Source organism: Mucilaginibacter pineti (assembly GCF_900101875.1).
Taxonomy (GTDB): domain Bacteria; phylum Bacteroidota; class Bacteroidia; order Sphingobacteriales; family Sphingobacteriaceae; genus Mucilaginibacter; species Mucilaginibacter pineti.
Window position 1 is genome coordinate 203,400 of record NZ_FNAI01000007.1, and the last position, 18,238, is coordinate 221,637.

The following is an 18,238-nucleotide window of genomic DNA, read 5'->3' on the forward strand; positions in this document are numbered from 1 at the left end:
ATAAACTTTTATAGCGTCTTACTGTTGTCAATGAGCCTTATCATCAATAAGGCTTTATTATTTTCAGCTTTAAATTTTTTTAAAAAACCAATTATGAGGATTACAAAATGGGCTATGGCAGCCATTCCTGTTGTTATTCTGGCATCATGTGGCCAAAATAAACAAGAATCGGCCGCGGGCGATGCCCCAAAACGGACCGTGTTTTTTGATAAAACAGGTATGGACACTACCGTAAAGCCGGGCGACAACTTCTTTTTGTATGCCAGCGGCAACTGGATGAAAAAAACGGAGATCCCGGCTTCACAAACAGGATGGGGATCGTTTTATACCTTGTATGAAGATAACCAGAAAAACCTGCACAAGATTTTGGAAGAAGCTACCAAACAGGACAATCCTGCGGGTAGCAAAGAACAGAAGGTGGCTGATCTTTACACTAGTGGTATGGATACAGTTGCTATTGAAAAGCTGGCTTATCAGCCAATTATGCCTTTGCTTGTTAAAATAAGCGCGGTAAAGGATTATAAACAGCTGATTGACCTTGCAGCCGATGGCTACAAAGATGGTGATGGTTTTTTACTGGGTTTCTACGTATCGCCCGATGACAAAATAAGCACCCAGAATATAGCCCACTTTGACCAGGCCGGTTTAGGTTTGCCAAACAGAGATTATTATTTTAATACCGACTCGGCAACTGTTAAAATACGCGCCGAATACGTAAAATATATTGCCAAGCTTATGAAGCTTACAGGGGTTGATGCAGCCATAGCCGATAAAAAGGCCGCCGCTATTTTGGGCCTCGAAACACTGATCGCAAAATCGCACCTTACACCAACTGAGCTACGCGATCCGGTTAAAAATTATAACAAATTCACCATTGCCGATTTGCAAAAACAGGTTCCGGATATTGATTTGAAGGATGCTTTTAAACGCCTTGAACTTAATGCCGATACTGTATTGGTTGGTCAGCCTAATTACTTCAAAGCTTTGGATGCCTTGCTTAAATCGCAGCCGATTGATCTTTGGAAAGATAAGGTTGCATTTACTGTGCTTGATAACTCAGCAAGTGGTCTTAGCAAACCTTTCAGAGAAGCCAGCTTTGAGTTCCATGGCAAAGTATTAAGCGGTCAAAAAGCCCAGCAGGAACGCTGGAAAACCATTGTTGAATCTGTAGACGGTGGTTTGGGCGAGTTATTAGGCCAGCTTTATGCCGAAAAATACTTTACTGCCGATGCTAAGGACAGGATGCTTAAACTGGTTAACAACCTGCAAAGCGTTTACAAATCGCGCATTGAACAGTTAGATTGGATGAGTCCTGCAACCAAAGCAAAAGCTATTGCCAAGCTGGATGCTTTCACCAAAAAGATCGGTTATCCTGATAAATGGAAAAACTACGATGATGTAACCATCAGCAAAGATGCTTATTACAAAAATCTGCAGGCAATATCACGTCACAACTACAAACAAATGATTAAAAAGGTAGGCAAGCCGGTTGATAAAACCGAATGGGGGATGACACCGCCAACAGTAAATGCTTACTACAATCCAACATTTAACGAGATAGTTTTCCCGGCAGGTATATTGCAGTTCCCTTTCTTTGATAAGGATGCCGACGACGCGGTTAACTATGGTGCCATAGGTGCCGTTATAGGTCACGAAATGACCCACGGATTTGATGATCAGGGTCGCCAGTATGATAAAGACGGCAACCTTAAAGACTGGTGGACGCCAGAAGATGCCGCCAAATTTAAAGCCCGCGCGCAGGTAATGATAGATCAGTACAACAAATTCACCGTATTGAACAACCTGCACGTAAACGGTGCCTTAACACAAGGAGAAAACCTTGCCGATATTGGCGGTATTGCCATTGCTTACGAAGCATTCAAAAATACCGAACAAGGCAAAAGCGATAAAAAGATTGATGGTTTTACGCCAGATCAGCGTTTCTTCCTGTCGTTTGGCCAGGTTTGGCGCATAAAAACCCGCGACGAAACCATGCGTATGCGTATCAGCGTCGACCCGCATTCACCGGAGATGTACAGGGTTAATGGTCCGCTTTCAAACACCCCAGCTTTCTACAAAGCGTTTGACATTAAACCCGGCGATAAACTTTACCGCCCGGAAAATGAGCGCGTGAAAGTTTGGTAGATATCAAAGGACGCAAATATGCGTTTCTACTTAATGAAAAATGCCGCCTGGAAACAGGTGGCATTTTTGTTATATTGAATTTGTCATTCTGAGCGCAGCGAAGAATCTATTCTGCGATATGCTTAATCGACAAGCAAAGTTCGGTAATAGATCCTTCGTACCTCAGGATGACAGGATGACAAGGAACTTTACCCCAAAACATCCTCTACCCAAGCTTTACCCCAGTCCTCAATTTCCTGTGCCGACCAAAGCGATGGGTAAAAAATACGTTTCTGGAAACGCGGAGGAAGGTACTTTTGCCAGTTGGTACCACCGGTTGCCTTAATTTCTTCGGGTTCGCGGTTAAGGTAACGTACGGCCGATTTATAGTGAGAGAGCGGCCAGTTAACGTTTACATTCACATCTAACTGTTTTAATTGGGTTTGCAGTTCTGGCGTTAGTTGTCCTTCGGCTTTAAACTTAAGGGCAAGGGTATTAAAGTTATGATTTGCCGCGGTATGCCCTAACTCAATAAAGGTTTTGGCGTACTTTTTTTCGAACTGTTTTAGCGTAAGCGTTTTTTTACCGGTAGATAGTTCGGTAGCACCAAATTTCCAATAAATGTATTCAAACTGATCTTCGATAGGGGCGTTGCGCAATTCCTCACGTTTATCCTTGGCTACAAGGTTTACAAAATCAGTAGCGTAGATCTCTATCATCCGGTACTGGCCCGATTGAAAACCGCTTGCCGGCAGTAACGACATCCGGAATTTAAGGAATTGTTCCTTCTCCATACCATCAACCATAATTTCAAATGATTGGGTAAGCGCGCCAAAATAACGGTTAATGCGTTTAAGCCGGGCTGTGAAAAATTCTACCGTTAAGGAGGCGGCTTCTGCAATTTGGTGGCATTCATGCAATGCCAGTTTAAAATATAGTTCGGTGATCTGGTGGTAAATTATAAAGATCTCCTCATCCGGGAATGGTGTTTTAGGGCTTTGCAGGCTTAGCAGGGTATCCAGGTGTATATAATCCCAATAGGTTAAAAAATCGGCATAAAGCAGGCCATCAAGGTATGATGTCATGTCCTGACCCATCGCTTCATATTTTTCCTGCAGGCGTTGCAGACGTTCCTCAATTTCGGGGTGGAAATTCATGATCAAAGGTAATAAAAATGGCATCAGCCCATATGATATTATGGTTTACGGGATTACAATATCTTCAAAAAAATACAAACCTTTTCAAGCGATACCTGTCTTATAGCTAAGTAACAATGTACAGAACTGATAGAATAATTAGCGACGGATAATTGTGAAAAAATCATCAATATAAATCCCCATTTAACCTTAAAACACATGAAGATCACCAAAATACTTATAGGCGTTGATGATAGTCCTTACGCGCATCACGCCGCGGCATACGGTTTTGAACTGGCACGTTCCCTTAATGCGGCCGTTGGCCTTGTGCATATAGTTGAACCGGTTATTTTCCAGCAGGAAAGTGTGGATACCATATCGGGAGTATCAATGGATAATGCCATAGCTATCCAGGAAACCGAAATGATGGAGGTACAAAACGAGCAATCGTTAGTTATCATCAACAGAACAATTAAAGAGTTTGGCGAAGGTATGGAAGTGGCAAAATTTACACAATACGGTATAACTACCGATGGGATAATTGCCTGCGGCAAGCAGTTTGGTGCCAATCTTATAATAATTGGCACACATCGGCGCTCGGGCCTCAACCGCCTGTTAATGGGCAGCGTAGCCGAACATGTGGTACGTTATTCTGAGATCCCGGTATTGGTAGTGCCTTTTGTAGAATGAGGTTCGTGTTGCGAGTTGAGGGGTTCGTGTAGCTTCGGCAACGATAAATAGCAAAGCCCGTGAATTTGGATCTGAACCCATATCATACCCGAACCTCGCAATTGACAACCCGAACCCAATTAATATAGCAACCTGAACCTTATAGTATGCTCAATAGCTTTTAACTCGTTAAGTACCTGTGTGTCGTAGCCGGTATTTACATCAGTAATTACATAGCCTATTTGGGCGTTGGTTACCAAAAACTCGCCTACTATGTTGATGTTATGGCGGGCGAAAACTTCATTTATTTTAGCCAATATCCCCGGTACGTTTTTGTGGATATGGATAAGACGGTGTGCATTGTTAACACGTGGTGGTTGCAGATCCGGGAAGTTGCAGCTGGTATGCGTTTTTCCCTCGTTCATAAAACCCATAACCCTGCGCGGTATAAAATCGTTATTGTGTGGGTTGTGCTTAGGGTCGTCAAATATAATAATACCGCTTTCAGTGGCTGCATCGGCCAGTTTGCGATTGCACTTACCAAAAATTCCTATCACTTTTAACCTGCCAGCGTTGATGATCTGCTCCGGGTTTGGCTGGTTTTCTTCGTCGCAAAATAAAACGCCCGCTTCTTCCAGGTATTTTTCTTCGATGCTTTCGCGATGGCGGATGTTGTAACCCTCTTTTGCCATTTGTGCCGAAGCATCCTCATCAATATTACCAACAGTTAAGCATTTGATGCGGTTTTTAGGGTAGGAAATGGCACGAGGTAACTTATTCAGATATAAAAACTCATCAAAACTTGGGGTAATATGATCAGCTCTTTCAGTTACCGATTTGCGTTCGATGTTCTCGGTAAAAGCAAAGAATTTCTTGATCATACCCGATTCCTTCAACTGAAAATCAGAGTAGCCATCGCCAATGCCGTAAATATCGCCGGGTAGCTGTAGCTCTTTTAGCAATTTTACCTTGCCACCTTCTTGCGAAAGGGGATTGGAGCGATCGTATCCTATAATATTACCTTCTGCATCAAACTCAAAAGTATTGGCGTAAATATTTTCCTTTTTGATGTGATATTCAGTAACCACTGGTGTAATAAACTCCTTAAATCCGCCGGAAACGATCAAAACTTCGTCCTGGTGGTTTTTAAAGAAAATGGTATTGCGGGAAAATGAGGTTGAAACCTTTTTCTTAAGATGCGAGATCAGCTGCTTTAAATGGTCGCGGTTGGCCTCTAAAAGTTTAACCCTTGCCTCTAAACTTTGCGTAAAGGAGAGCTTGCCTTCCATTGACGCATTAGTCAGGTCTTCTATTTTCTTGTAGATACCTTCTCGGTCGGGGTGGTTTTTGAGAGAAATGCGGGCCAGTTCGTCAAGGGCCTCCACTTGTGTAAACGTGCTATCGAAATCAATAATAAAGTACTGCTCCATCTTGGGTGCAAATGTGCAAAAAATTTTGTTGATAGGGTAAGTAGAGTTTATTTAGTGATGAGATAACTCGAACGGTTAATTAAAGCTTACCGGTATCAATCAGGTTAAAGCTTTTTTTGAAATAAGTTCTTTTCTTTTTTCTTAAAAAATATTCAAGGGGCTTGTCATACACAAGTAATGGAATAGTAAAGCTTGTTATAAGGATTCTTTTGTTATTTGAAGTGTAAATAATGATATAGTTGTAACGGCTAAATTTATCCAGATCCTTCGACTCATATAGCTCTACTCGTTCTATTTCATTACTGTTGACCAATGTGGTGACGTTTCCTTGCACCATAGTTAGTATAAGTCGATCTTCACTTATCCGAATCTGCTTATCCGCATCTAATTTATTATATTGACGAACAACCTTTGTTACATTATATTGCAAGTAAAGCAAGTAACCGGGTACGGATGAAATCAGTAATGCAATTAACAAATGATCTGCAAGTTTAATAAAGCCATAGCAAATTAACGTTGAAAGAAGGATCTGAATTATTACATCAAATACCGTTGATCTTTTGTTGAAGCAATATTCTTTGGCGGTCTGCATAAGGGTAGGGTTACTACTTCAACACCTCACAAATTTCTAAAATAGTTTCGCTTACCGGTTTAAACTCAATGCCAATTGCTTTTTTGATTTTAGAGTTATCAAAATTACGGGTTATGGAAGCCGCTTGTGCCGATATTTTGTCAATAGCAGGATCGCCGCCGGTTAAGGCAGCGGCTACGGCTGCGCCGCGCCAGGCAACTTCCATCATCCAGGGTTTGGCTAATTTAGTTGGCGGGTTAATGCCAAAGCCCTGCGCAATTTCGGTAGTTATGGCTTTATAAGTGTAGTTTTCAGCGCTGATGATGTAACGTTCCGCAGTAAGTGGGCTGTTCATGAGGGCTATCATGCTTTTGGCAACATCTTCTACATCAACAAAACCGGCACTGCCGATGGTATAAAATTTAAGTCCTTTGCGTACGGTTTCAAATAAAGCGCCGCTGCCGGCTTTGCCCGCGCTGGGGCCTATTATAAGGGATGGGTTTACGACTACGGCATCCAAACCTTCGGCAATACCGCGCCAAACTTCCATTTCACTTTCCAGCTTTGATATGGCATAGCCGTCATTTTCGGTAGATTCTTCCAGGTGATGTTCTTCGTTGGTAAGCTCACCCGGTTTGGCAATACCGATAGCAGCTATGGAGCTTACATGTACCAGTCGAATACTTTTTTCGACACATAAATCAACCAGGTTAGCCGTTCCGGTTACATTAGTGCGGATCATCTGTTTTTTATCAGCCTCTTTTAAGGATACCCACGCCGCGCAATGGTATACCTGGGTAACGCCTTGCAACGCGTTTTCCAAAGCAAACATGTCCATTATATCGGCATCAACCCATTCAATTTTTCCGTTGAGGGGAGCGAGTATAGCAGGTATTGCGGAAGTGTTCCTTTTGGTACAGCGGATACTTTCGCCAGAATTAACCAGCAGCTTTGCCAGTTCGGCCCCTAAAAAACCTGTTGCGCCAGTAATTAAGATCATATTAATTTGAAAATGTAAAAGTGCACAATATCATTTAATTTGAAGATTTGAAAATGGGCTGATTTGAAAATCGCATCTTTGTTGAAAATAATGAGCATTTGACTTATTTTCAAATCTTCAAATTGGAACATCTTCAAATTAATATTAATGTCCTTAGCTGATTTTTTTACGCCTATTGATCTTAAAAAGATAGCTCCCAAAAAGGGCTATTATACCAGCCAGCTTGGCGATAAAATTGTGCATTATTCTGTCGATTTTCCAGATCTGGAAGAGAAAACAGATATGGCCATCATTGGCGTACTGGATGACCGCAATGCAACCGGCAACCCCGGCTGCTCGCTCGGACCGGATTATGTGCGCGAAAAATTGTACCTGCTTAATGAGGGTGCTTACACCGTAAAAATTGCCGATCTGGGGAATATCCGCGCCGGAGCTACCGTTACAGACACCTACTTCGCCCTAAAAACCGTTGTTGCCGAGTTGGTTAAGAAAGATATCGTTCCCATCATCATCGGCGGCGGACAGGATCTTACCTATGCTCAATACCTGGGTTATGAAGAATTAGAACAAAAGGTAGACCTGGTAGTTATCGACTCGCACTTTGATCTCGACGAAGATGAAACCCGCGGCGGGTTAGAAACAACCTCACAATCATACCTCAATAAAATATTTCTGCACGAGCCCAATTACCTGTTCAATTATAGCAACTTGGGTTATCAAACCTATTTTGCCAGTCAGGATAGCCTTCGGGTAATGGATAAGTTGTATTTTGATGTACATCGCCTTGGCGAAATAAGCGGCAACGTGGCCGTAACAGAGCCCGCCATCCGGAATGCCAGTATGATAAGCTTTGATATAGGTGCTATACGATCATCTGATGCTATGGGTAATGGCAACGCCACACCCAATGGTTTGTACGGCGAAGAAGCCTGCCAGCTTTGCCGGTACGCGGGGTATAACGATAAGTTAAGCTCAATAGGGTTTTACGAATTTAACCCCGCGTTTGATAGTAATGGCCAAACTGCCACATTGCTGGCGCAAATGCTTTGGTACTTTGTTGATGGTTTTTATGGTCGCAAGCGCGATTTTCCGCTCAACCCCAAATCGCAATACCTTATTTATAAAACCAGTCTTAAGCATGAAGACCAGGAAGTGGTATTCGTAAAAAGCAAGAAAACCGACCGTTGGTGGATGCAGGTGCCTTACCCAACAGGCGGCTCGCGCAATGAGCGTTTTCACCTGGTGCCCTGCAGTTATGACGATTACAAGACAGCCGTATCCGGCGAATTGCCTGACCTTTGGTGGCGCACTTATCAAAAATTAAACTGATAAATATAATTACATCAGCGTTTTAACGTTATCAATTCTTATAGTTTTAATAATCCTCATGAAGAAATTATTTTTTTATATAGCCGCCGTGCTGCCCGCAGCGGCATTTGCCCAAGGCTCAGATACTTTTACGTTGAACGGTAAAGTGGGTAATATAAATGCCCCCGCAAAGATTTACCTGATATATACACTTGGTTCAAACCGGGTGGTTGATTCGGCAGATGTTACCAATGGCGCATTTAGCTTTACGGGCGGTATTTTAAACCCGGTCAACGCTACACTGGCGGTAGATTATAAAGGCATAGGCCTTACCAAATATGCCGAGCAAACTTATCCGAACGGTCAGCCAGTAAAGGGTACCGATAATTTGAATTTTTTCCTTGAAAAGGGCACACTTACACTAACAGGTAAAGATTCTGTTTGTAATGCCCAGTTCACCGGATCGGCCATAAACGACGATAATAAAAAATTGACCAAGCAACTGGAAGCCGTAAACGTAAAAGCACAAAGGCTAATGGCCGAGGCCAAAGCAGCTACCCCTGCCCAACAACAAACAGAAGCTTTTCAAAGCGGGATGCAGGCAAAGTATAAAGTCATCCAAAACGAGCAAAAAACAATCCTTAAAAGCTTTATAACATCAAACCCTAACAGTTATTTAAGTTTGATAGCTCTGAGTTCAGTAAGCGGCCCTGCGCCTGATCCTGCCGAGATAGAGCCTTTGTACAATAGCTTGTCACAAACGCTTAAAGATTCTGAAGGTGGTAAAAACATCAGAAAATCATTAGATGCTTTGAAGGTTACGGCCATTGGTTCAATAGCTCCAGATTTTATTCAAAACGATGTGAACGGTACACCTGTTAAGCTTTCATCTTTCCGCGGTAAATATGTACTGCTGGATTTTTGGGCATCGTGGTGCGGCCCCTGTAGGCAGGAAAACCCCAACGTTGTACGCAACTACAACAAATACAAAACCAAAAACTTTACCGTATTAGGGGTATCACTGGATAAACCCGATGGTAAAGCAGCCTGGCTGGCGGCTATTAAAACCGATGGCCTGGCATGGACACAAGTATCCGACCTGAAATTCTGGAGTAACGAGGCGGCGGCCCTATATTCGGTATCATCTATCCCACAAAATTACCTTATCGGTCCCGATGGAAAGATAGTTGCCAAAAACCTTCGTGGCGAAGATCTGGATGCTAAGTTGCAGGAGCTATTTGGAAAGATATAGTTTGATTAATTGAGTAGCATTGGGTTGAATAATTGAGTTTTCAACCTAAATCAAGTACCCAACGATCGATTTATAGCCAATTTCCCTATATTGCATTATAAATTATTATTGATGAAAAAAATAGCTTTATTGGCAATAGCAGCATTACCTGCTTTTGCATTTGCACAGGAGGCAAAATATACCGTACAAGGTAAAATAGGCGAAAACAACGCGCCTGCTAAGGTTTACCTTGAATACCGCGCCAAAGGTAAAACCGTTATTGATTCGGCTGTATTAACCGGTGGCAAGTTCCATTTTGAAGGTGTTACAGAGGGCACAGCGCCTGTTAACGCTTATCTGTTATTCAACGCGAAAGGCAATGGTACTAACAATGCCGAAGATTATCGTGCTATTTATCTTGAAGCTGGCACTATTAACATTACCACTGCCGATTTGCTGGCCAATGCAAAGGTAGATGGTCCGAAAACAAACCAGGAAAACGAGAAATATCAGCTTGCTCAAAAGCCAATAGCTGATGCGTATAAAGCTTTGGAAGCGAAGCAAAAGGCAGCAACGCCAGCGCAGCAGGCATCCCCTGAGTTTATTAAACAGTCAAAGGCTGATGAAAAAGCTATTGAAGACAAAAGCACTGCTATCGACAAAAAATTTATTCAGGATAATCCTAACTCATCCATCAGTCTGAACGCACTGGAATCATATGCTTACAGTGCCGATTATGTAGATATTGCACCCTTATATGCCGGACTATCGCCAGCTATAAAAGCAACCGAAGCTGGAATAAAATTTGGCGAGCGTTTACCTAAATTAAAAGCTGTAGCCTTGGGCGCAATTGCACCTGAATTTGCCGAAGCCGATACGGCAGGTAAAGAGGTTAGCCTGTCGTCATTCCGCGGTAAATACGTGTTGATTGATTTTTGGGCTTCATGGTGCGGTCCCTGCAGACAGGAAAATCCTAACGTTGTAAAGGCTTTCAATCACTATAAAAATCAAAAATTCACCATTTTGGGTGTATCGCTTGATCAGCCGAATGCAAAGGATAAATGGCTGGCTGCTATCCACAAGGATGGTCTTACCTGGAACCATGTATCTGATCTTAAATACTGGGATAGTAAAGCCGCTGGATTGTACGCTGTACGCGGCATCCCCCAAAACTTTCTTATAGATCCTAATGGTAAGATCGTTGGCAAAAACCTTCGCGGCGATGACCTGGAAGCAGCATTAGCCAAAATTTTTGGAAAAATATAATATTGGTCATTTCGCTGCGCTGTCATTAAGTCATTTGCTTCGCAGTCATTAGTCCTTAAATATAAAGGGTGGATAAGTTTAACTTATCCACCCTTTTCTTTTTTTTCTAAAACAATGACCTAATGACAACGCAGTGAAATGACAGCGCAGCGAAATGACCCTAAAGTAAGTCGAACCCTATATCTTTCCTGAAATACATACCGTCATAATAAATGCGGCTTGCATCGGCGGTAGCTTGTTGCAGTGCGGTAAACATATCGTTTTGCAGGGTGGTTATAGCCAAAACACGACCACCGGTGCTGATCACACCGTCCTCCTGGGTGCTGGTGCCCGCGTGGAAAACTATAGAATCGCGCACGTTTTCGGTGCCGGTTATTACTTTGTTTTTAAGGTATTCGCCTGGGTAACCACCTGCAACCATTACTACAGTTGCGGCTGTTTTGGGCGATATAATAAGTTCCTTTTCGTTCAGGTTACCTTCGGCTACGCCCTGCAGCAGATCAACAAAATCACTGTCGATACGGCGCATAACGCTTTCTGTTTCAGGGTCGCCCATGCGGCAGTTGTATTCAATAACCCAAGGCTCGCCCTCGCTGTTCATTAAGCCAATGAAGATGAAGCCTTTATAGGGGATATTATCCTTTTTTAAACCCTCTACCGTAGGGATAATCACCTTTTCCTCCACCTTTTTCATATAGCCCGCATCCGCAAACGGTACCGGCGAAACAGAGCCCATACCGCCTGTATTCAGGCCGGTATCACCTTCGCCAATACGTTTATAGTCCTTGGCTTCGGGGAGTATTTTATAGTTGGTACCATCGGTCATTACAAATACCGATAGTTCAATACCTTGTAAAAATTGCTCAACCACCACGCGCGAGCTGGCCTCGCCAAATTTGGCTTCGGCAAGCATTTGGGTAAGTTCAAGCTGTGCCTCTTCCAGGGTAAGGCAAATGAGTACGCCCTTGCCTGCGGCAAGTCCATCGGCTTTTAGCACTACGGGTAAACCGGCGGTTGCAAGGTAGGTAAGTCCCTCTTGCAGAGTGTCTTTCGTGAATGTTTTATATGCAGCAGTGGGGATATTATGCTTCTCCATAAACTGCTTGCTGAAATCCTTACTGCCTTCTAACTGCGCGGCATGTTGCTGCGGACCTACAACCGGCACGCCTTTCAACTGCTCATCGGCCAGGAAAAAATCATGGATGCCCTTTACCAGCGGCTCCTCGGGGCCAACAAGTACCAGGTCAATCTTCTCGCTGATTACCAATTGTTTAATGCCCTCAAAATCGGTAACTTTTAGGTTAACGTTGGTGCCATACTGGTGCGTGCCGGCATTACCGGGAGCAATAAAAAGCTTTTCGCATTTGGGGCTTTGGGCAATTTTCCAGGCGAAGGCACTTTCCCTTCCGCCCGAACCAAGGATCAGGATATTCATGGCGACAAAGATAGCTTTTTTGCTCTTTTGTTTTTGCGATGAAAAAAGGAGTTTTAACTGTGCGTTTTATATTGGTATAAAATCCATATTCACATTTCGTCAGTATGCCGTCAATGGGCGTCAGTAGTGCGTCAGCAAGCGTCAGTGTGTCGTCAGTCGGCGTCAGTGATGCGTCAGTAGATTTTGGGGCTTTTTTTGAAGTTTATTTAATATGAGGGGTTAATATCCTTCCAGAAATTCATCGATCTTGTTCATCCTCCTGCGCTCTTTACAAAACAAGCGCAAGGTGATGATAACCAACATACGGTCGGATTATAACTAAAGCCTCTTGGTACTATCGGTTGCAAGGGTTATATTGCTTACCGTATTCATTATATATGTTGATAACCGATACCATTCACACACTCCAAAACTTACCTCATAACGGTTTAACCCTGCACATGGGGGCAAAGGCCGGCCTTATAAGTGAATGTGAGGCTACATACGGCATAACATTACCTGATGATTTTAAGGCATTTTATAGTTTTAGCGATGGACTTGAAGTTGATGAAGATATATTTAATATAATACCTCTTACAGAAATTATAGAAAACAAAGACCGACGCAAAAAAGCCCCTCTGTACATTGCCGAGTACATGATATACATTGACATGTGGCAATTGGAAATAAACCCGGATGATTGCAACGATTATAAAATTATTATTGAGGCCAACGGTAATAAGCTGGTACTCACTAATTCCCTGTCTGAATTTATCGATCGGGTTTTAAAAGGGAACGTGTTTGAACCTGGTGGTTTGTATGACTGGCAGTTAGAAGTTGAAAAACAGCCAATTTATTCTACAAAACCAAGTACAGCCAAATATATATTAACGGTTTTTTATTACGCGCTCAGGTATGGGCTGATCTCAAGAAAAGAAGTTGTTGAATGGTCCGACCAGATCATTCAACATGAAAATGAGCCGGAAAGTTTTTTTATAGATCTGTCATTGAGTCATGATAAAAATGAATTGATAAGTTGGCTTAATTCTGTTCGTGTAGAAGAAGATAGTACTGTAGCAAGAGCTATTTTAGGGTTATTGTATCACCGGCTGTCGGCGGGCATTATTACTACTGCTGAGGCTATCACTGTGATAGAAAAGCATGGTTTTTCAGATCGTTTAACCAATACTGAACACAAGTATATAGATGATTTCGCTGATAAAGCCTGGCTTGATACCTCTGCGATCGATGATATCGGATTAATACAGAAAGTGTGGGATTTTCTTGCACATTATAAAGAATTTGAAATTGCGAATTATAAGCACTGGTATGGTTTTAGTGTTGGTATTAGCTATAAATTTGAAGGCAGTGAGAAAAAATCAACATCCGAATATCCTACTCATAAAAATAAGCCTAAAATAAAATTATGGATGGCAGATGCCGTGTTTTATACATTATTTGCAGTCTCGTTTATTATAACGTTAACAACTTATAATGAGGAAAAGCATCACGTATGGATCTTCCTGATTTGTTATTTACTGTTTAAAAGCAGGAAGTGGTTCGTGAAAAAGTTGACCGGAGTAGCGGTGAGATATTAGTACTTGCGCTCGTTTGTAAAGAGTACTTAAAATTCTCCTGCTTTTTTCGTGATACAATGGCGTGACTGTGTTAAGCACTCTTTACAAACGAGTGCAAGGTGAATGGATATCGGCGATTACTCACCCCGGCTACGCTTCGCTGGCCGCCCCTCTCTCTTCAGCTTCGCTGGAAAGAGGGTAAGAACATTTTTTATCTTTTCTCTAATCTTAATAATCTCAAACATTGCCTGCTCCCTTTGCGGCCCGCCACAGAAAGGCACTCGTGCGAAGTGATGATGGAAATCCCCCCAAAACAAAAGAGCAACCCTTTCGGGCTGCTCTTTTCACCAATTAATTAAATATAAACTATTGCGCTTCCAGCGTCCACTGTTGGTTAGGGGAGCCGGTTGTGCCTGATAGTGCGTAAAGGATAAGACGGGTGCCGTCGGCGGTGCTGCTGGCCGGGTCGTCTATGATATAGTGGTTTGATAGGTTGCTTTGGATGTTGTATTTACCGCTGCCTATGGAGAGCAGGTTCCATTGCTGGTTGGTGCCATTGGTAACGGTGTACTGTATAAGGTTAACGCCGGATGTTTGGATGCTGCCCGATACATCAATGGCTTTAGTGCTGTTGCGGTTTACCAGTACGGTTGCCCCGGCCTGGCTGCTTAGTTGCCATTGCTGCGCATAGCTGGTGCTGCTGGTGCTTTGCACTATATAGGCGCTGTTAGCTGTGCTGGTGCCCTCAATGGCAAGGTACAGGCCGCTGTAAACGTTTTTAATTTTATACCATGTACTACTGCTGGTAACAGTAAATGCCGAAGTTATAGCTGTGGCTACATGGTTAAATATATCGGTAATGGTTACACGGGCCGTATAGTTACCTGCGGCAAGGGTGGCAGTAATGGCGGCCGACCGTTTTTCTGGCAGCACCTGATCCACAGTTTGCACTACGGTACCGGCCGAGTTCAGGATCTCCACCTTTGATGATAGCTGCGGACTTTTAGTAGCATCGGTGATCCAACTTACGTTGATTGTGCCAGCCGTGTAATTTGCTGTAACGGCTGATACCGCGCCTGTGGTAAGTGTTGGCGCAGTGCCCTGGTTGGTTTGCACGGGCAGGCTGAGTGTACGGCCGGTACCAAAACCCGCTGATGGCGTAGTGCTGCCGCCATGCTGCATAAAGTAAGCATCTTCGGTGGCGTCATAACCGGAGTTAAATGCCAGGTCGTACGCGCCGTTGCGGGCCTCGTCGCCAGCATTTGCGCTAAAATTACGACTGGTGTGTTTTTCCCAAACGTTGCTGGTGTTCAGGCTCCAGCAATCTTTAAAAAATGCTTTGCGTACAAAGCTGCCGTCCCAGGCGGTATTGCTGCCGTCCCAGTTTTCCAGGAAAGCGTCATCACCAGATCCCAGGAAGTTGGTACGCGTGGGTATGGCCAGCGTTGTGGTATGGAACCAGGTGCCGGTGCTTATGTTTTGTATAAAGGTGGCAATAAACAGCTCACCGTTATATTTCCATGCACGCAGGGCAATATTATACCAGGTATTGAGGCTCCACTGGTAAGGGTTAATAGTTTTCGAACCATCACCCTCGCCGCCAAACCTGCTGGTAACGGTGGTTGGTGCAGCATAGGCTACCCGGGATAAAATGCCCCCGGCGGTATTAGGGTCCCACAAGGAGGAGATCAATATATTCGGTGTGCCGAAGGAGTTATCAGGTGTTTGCTGTAAACCCGCATAACCGCCGTCGTACCCATGAACCTCAAAAAATTCGGTATTGGCAGATTGCGTGATTTTTACCTTCTGAATTTTGGCAATACCATCCGAAGGAAAATAGAAGGTAAGGTGCTCAGACGGGGCCGCGTTACTGGTAGATGCTACTACTTGTTTACGGGCGTTGACTTTTACTGTTTTTTCGGCACTATCTATCTGTGCTGTTTTGGAGCACGACATTAAACCGAATAACAGGGTGATCACAAACATTTTAGCGAGTGTTTTTAGGTTTGATTTTTGCATTTTACGATTTTTTAGCGGTTATGTTTAATAGTTGAGTTCAGCAGGCATCAAGAATGGTTTTCTGTATCAGCACCGGCACATCTAAAAAATTATCGGGTTTAAAATGCTTTATTTTAAGCCCGGGTATATAAAACCGCTCTCGTCGTTTTTATATAAATTTACATGACCTGGGGTTAATTATTATGAAAATTACTACGCAAACGTTTGTGTGGGGGAGGTGCGGGGATCGGGGTACGGGGTGCGGGGTGCGGGGGGAGTAGTGGCTTTGTATGGTGGCGATTACTCACCCCGCCGGCACTTCGTGCGACGCCCCTCTCTTCAGCTTCGCTGGAAAGAGGGTGGAGGATATTTTTTATCTTTTCTCTACTTTTGATACTTATCAAATCCTGCAATCCCCTCTTTCCGCCGAAGGCGAAGAGAGGGTGACCAAGCGTAGCGATGGTCGGGTGAGTTGTAGCCTTGGTTAGTTTACATCATAGGAGGAAATTGTCGCAATTGGGTTCACTAAATTCCCCTCATGAGAGGGGGCGCGATGGATGTGCAATGGGAGGGGTGTGTTCTGCGTCGCGAAACACACCCCTCCGCGCCTCTCAAGAGGGGAATCGCGCGGGGCCTCGCTTTTGTATCTGGTACGATAGCGGTATCTTTAACCATCATCTTCGCAATATGATCATTAAAGCCATAGATTCATCACTGGTTAAATACCGTTCAAATTTCTCATTGATTTTAAACGATGATTTTAGCCATACCTGGGTATTGAGAACCACAAACAGAACTACCCAGGGTAAAACTATGCCTTACGGTTTAACGCTGGATTGGAACATCTTTTACAAGGAAAAAAATACCGGGAAAAAGATAATTACCTGCGATAGCCGGTTTTATATGGAGTTTGATGTCGAAATTGAATCTAAAGATCAAACAGATCTCGCGGCTTATTTGGAAACAATATTTTCCCAGGCTCAAGGTTTTATCAAAACAAATTCTCCCCAATATTATGATCTGCTTGCACCGCTAAAGCCCGACTTTGAAGGTTTAGCTAATCACTATATGTGGGATATTGTTCAATTTGGTTGTTATAAAGGTGGGCAAGCATAGTATTACCGACGGATTGTATGATATGCAGCGTTCGTATGCTGGGCCGTATAAGATCTCTCACTCGTGCCTCGTTTCGAGATGACGTTTTTTATAAAACAGAATTATATAACCTTTGCGGTGCGTTTTTTATTTCTTTGTTAAATCGGTGCTAATTACTACGCCATAATCTTTATCGCTTATGCCATAAATGCTGATCAGCTCTGCCTTAGTTAAAATTTTTATTCCTTTAAACCGTTTATCGTTTATTCCCGCTAAATCGCCTTCAAAATTTTCTTTTAACACTTTGTCATTAAGTATATATTGAATGGCAGCATCTATTCCAGGATCTGTAATAAGTTTTGCGTATTCGGGCGATTTTGACGAAAAATATTTCTGATATCTACTTTTTGCAAAGTTTTTTGTTTCAATAAAAAATAATCCGGCGGTACTGTTCGATCCAAATCTCTTGGTTATAACAGAGTCTTTTATAACATCAAGAGAAGCAATATCCGTTGGGTTTATTTTCTGGAGGTCTGATTTGTGAACTCTAATCCTGTCAAGATAATAAACGCCATCTTTATGTTTTTCTGCATCATGATACAATGCATCGTGGTACCAGGCATCATTATACCAGGTGTCACGATACCGGGCATCACGATATCCTGCATCGCGAGCTCGGATTAGCCCGCACGATATAGTGATATCAACGCCCTCAATTGGTTTATTCAGGTAAAATTGCTTGTCAATGGGAAATTGCGGCTTTTTGTTTTTGTTGATTTTTACGTAAAATGATATGGTATCATTTGAAAATTTCCAATATTCCGAACAATCCCTTGATTGCCATTTATCTTTAAATTGAGGGTATAGCTTAAACAGATCCTTTAAAAGAAACTTTTTTAAGTCAATAAAATTTCCGTCGGGTAATTTTCCTTTAAATTCCCTTGTAAGCCTTATTTTGCTGATAAAGGCAGAATCGCGTTCTTTTTGAAAAATTATCCCGGGCTGCGCATTTGTGTAATAGCCTTTGCCGGCCAAAAATTGTTGATCCTCTCCAAAGCAATTTTTAGATAAATCCATTTCCTCAACGTCTGTTTCTTTTAAGTCGGGATTTGATTTTCTTAAATCAGCTATAGTGGTGCTGCATAAACAAAAGCCATTAATGGTTATTCTTTTTGCTAAGGCGGTATCACGTAACTGCGCGTAACTAACGTAGTGAAACAGTATTGTGATAATTATGGCTAAGGTTTTTTTCATTTGTTGATTGTGATTGGGCAATGCAAAATAGATTTTTATTACCGCAGTTGCAATTGTCACTCTTACCCGTTTCGGGATGATATTTTTTATTATTCCCCTCTTGAGAGGGAAATCGCACGGGCCGGGCTTTATTTTTTCTACACAATCGTTTGCAATTTGCTGACT

14 protein-coding genes are annotated in these 18,238 nt (G+C 42.8%); 7 read left to right on the forward strand and 7 right to left on the reverse strand.

Translation table 11 applies throughout. The features are described 5' to 3' along the window. The first annotated feature begins 93 nt into the window (after positions 1–93). Positions 94–2,145, forward strand: a complete 2,052-nt coding sequence (locus BLS59_RS16400; protein WP_091150750.1) for a M13 family metallopeptidase — start codon at positions 94–96, stop codon at positions 2,143–2,145. A gap of 188 nt (positions 2,146–2,333) precedes the next feature. On the opposite strand, the gene BLS59_RS16405 is transcribed toward BLS59_RS16400, so the two are convergent. After that, positions 2,334–3,281 carry a tryptophan 2,3-dioxygenase family protein gene (locus BLS59_RS16405; protein ID WP_091150547.1) on the reverse strand — a complete coding sequence of 316 codons (948 nt, stop codon included), beginning with the start codon at positions 3,279–3,281 and terminating at the stop codon, positions 2,334–2,336. Between the two features lie 198 nt (positions 3,282–3,479). Here BLS59_RS16405 and BLS59_RS16410 point away from each other — a divergent pair, with 198 nt between their 5' ends. Continuing rightward, entirely contained in the window at positions 3,480–3,950 is a 471-nt protein-coding gene (locus tag BLS59_RS16410; RefSeq protein WP_091150549.1) for a universal stress protein, read from the forward strand. Positions 3,951–4,069: 119 nt separating this feature from the next. On the opposite strand, the gene BLS59_RS16415 is transcribed toward BLS59_RS16410, so the two are convergent. The 3 genes from BLS59_RS16415 to BLS59_RS16425 all read right to left on the reverse strand — a co-directional run bounded on the left by BLS59_RS16415 (position 4,070) and on the right by BLS59_RS16425 (position 6,930). Next, positions 4,070–5,359: an HAD-IB family phosphatase gene (locus BLS59_RS16415; RefSeq protein WP_091150551.1), complete on the reverse strand. Its 1,290-nt coding sequence runs from the start codon at positions 5,357–5,359 to the stop codon at positions 4,070–4,072. Between the two features lie 79 nt (positions 5,360–5,438). Then, positions 5,439–5,951: a hypothetical protein gene (locus BLS59_RS16420; protein WP_091150553.1), complete on the reverse strand. Its 513-nt coding sequence runs from the start codon at positions 5,949–5,951 to the stop codon at positions 5,439–5,441. A gap of 13 nt (positions 5,952–5,964) precedes the next feature. Further along, complete coding sequence (locus BLS59_RS16425; protein ID WP_091150554.1) at positions 5,965–6,930, reverse strand: SDR family NAD(P)-dependent oxidoreductase; 966 nt, start codon at positions 6,928–6,930, stop codon at positions 5,965–5,967. A 147-nt stretch (positions 6,931–7,077) separates the two neighbouring features. Here BLS59_RS16425 and BLS59_RS16430 point away from each other — a divergent pair, with 147 nt between their 5' ends. From BLS59_RS16430 to BLS59_RS16440, 3 genes are all read left to right on the forward strand, one after another. Beyond that, positions 7,078–8,259, forward strand: coding sequence for a formimidoylglutamase (locus tag BLS59_RS16430; RefSeq protein WP_091150556.1), 1,182 nt, complete (start codon positions 7,078–7,080; stop codon positions 8,257–8,259). Positions 8,260–8,317: 58 nt separating this feature from the next. Beyond that, a complete protein-coding gene (locus tag BLS59_RS16435; RefSeq protein WP_091150558.1) occupies positions 8,318–9,490 on the forward strand; it encodes a TlpA disulfide reductase family protein in 1,173 nt (390 codons plus the stop codon). A gap of 111 nt (positions 9,491–9,601) precedes the next feature. Then, entirely contained in the window at positions 9,602–10,735 is a 1,134-nt protein-coding gene (locus BLS59_RS16440) for a TlpA disulfide reductase family protein (RefSeq protein ID WP_091150559.1), read from the forward strand. Between the two features lie 160 nt (positions 10,736–10,895). On the opposite strand, the gene purD is transcribed toward BLS59_RS16440, so the two are convergent. Further along, positions 10,896–12,170, reverse strand: coding sequence for a phosphoribosylamine--glycine ligase (gene purD, locus BLS59_RS16445; RefSeq protein WP_091150561.1), 1,275 nt, complete (start codon positions 12,168–12,170; stop codon positions 10,896–10,898). 377 nt (positions 12,171–12,547) lie between these two features. On the opposite strand from purD, the gene BLS59_RS16450 reads away from it, so the two are divergent. After that, positions 12,548–13,747, forward strand: a complete 1,200-nt coding sequence (locus BLS59_RS16450; protein WP_091150563.1) for an SMI1/KNR4 family protein — start codon at positions 12,548–12,550, stop codon at positions 13,745–13,747. 345 nt (positions 13,748–14,092) lie between these two features. On the opposite strand, the gene BLS59_RS16455 is transcribed toward BLS59_RS16450, so the two are convergent. After that, positions 14,093–15,745 carry a DUF3472 domain-containing protein gene (locus tag BLS59_RS16455; RefSeq protein ID WP_091150565.1) on the reverse strand — a complete coding sequence of 551 codons (1,653 nt, stop codon included), beginning with the start codon at positions 15,743–15,745 and terminating at the stop codon, positions 14,093–14,095. Positions 15,746–16,411: 666 nt separating this feature from the next. Between BLS59_RS16455 and BLS59_RS16460 the strand changes: the two genes are divergently transcribed. Continuing rightward, a complete protein-coding gene (locus BLS59_RS16460; RefSeq protein WP_091150568.1) occupies positions 16,412–16,840 on the forward strand; it encodes a hypothetical protein in 429 nt (142 codons plus the stop codon). A gap of 126 nt (positions 16,841–16,966) precedes the next feature. On the opposite strand, the gene BLS59_RS16465 is transcribed toward BLS59_RS16460, so the two are convergent. Then, positions 16,967–18,073, reverse strand: a complete 1,107-nt coding sequence (locus BLS59_RS16465) for a hypothetical protein (RefSeq protein WP_091150570.1) — start codon at positions 18,071–18,073, stop codon at positions 16,967–16,969. Between the last annotated feature and the right edge of the window lie 165 nt (positions 18,074–18,238).

Excerpts from the sequence above, each read along its gene's own strand:
- BLS59_RS16465 (WP_091150570.1), bottom strand. The coding sequence starts at position 18,073 with ATGAAAAAAACCTTAGCCATAATTATCACAATACTGTTTCACTACGTT.
- BLS59_RS16435 (WP_091150558.1), top strand. The coding sequence starts at position 8,318 with ATGAAGAAATTATTTTTTTATATAGCCGCCGTGCTGCCCGCAGCGGCA.
- BLS59_RS16455 (WP_091150565.1), bottom strand. The coding sequence starts at position 15,745 with ATGCAAAAATCAAACCTAAAAACACTCGCTAAAATGTTTGTGATCACC.
- BLS59_RS16450 (WP_091150563.1), top strand. The coding sequence starts at position 12,548 with ATGTTGATAACCGATACCATTCACACACTCCAAAACTTACCTCATAAC.
- BLS59_RS16440 (WP_091150559.1), top strand. The coding sequence starts at position 9,602 with ATGAAAAAAATAGCTTTATTGGCAATAGCAGCATTACCTGCTTTTGCA.
- BLS59_RS16405 (WP_091150547.1), bottom strand. The coding sequence starts at position 3,281 with ATGAATTTCCACCCCGAAATTGAGGAACGTCTGCAACGCCTGCAGGAA.
- BLS59_RS16460 (WP_091150568.1), top strand. The coding sequence starts at position 16,412 with ATGATCATTAAAGCCATAGATTCATCACTGGTTAAATACCGTTCAAAT.
- BLS59_RS16400 (WP_091150750.1), top strand. The coding sequence starts at position 94 with ATGAGGATTACAAAATGGGCTATGGCAGCCATTCCTGTTGTTATTCTG.
- BLS59_RS16415 (WP_091150551.1), bottom strand. The coding sequence starts at position 5,359 with ATGGAGCAGTACTTTATTATTGATTTCGATAGCACGTTTACACAAGTG.
- BLS59_RS16425 (WP_091150554.1), bottom strand. The coding sequence starts at position 6,930 with ATGATCTTAATTACTGGCGCAACAGGTTTTTTAGGGGCCGAACTGGCA.
- BLS59_RS16430 (WP_091150556.1), top strand. The coding sequence starts at position 7,078 with ATGTCCTTAGCTGATTTTTTTACGCCTATTGATCTTAAAAAGATAGCT.
- BLS59_RS16420 (WP_091150553.1), bottom strand. The coding sequence starts at position 5,951 with ATGCAGACCGCCAAAGAATATTGCTTCAACAAAAGATCAACGGTATTT.
- purD (WP_091150561.1), bottom strand. The coding sequence starts at position 12,170 with ATGAATATCCTGATCCTTGGTTCGGGCGGAAGGGAAAGTGCCTTCGCC.
- BLS59_RS16410 (WP_091150549.1), top strand. The coding sequence starts at position 3,480 with ATGAAGATCACCAAAATACTTATAGGCGTTGATGATAGTCCTTACGCG.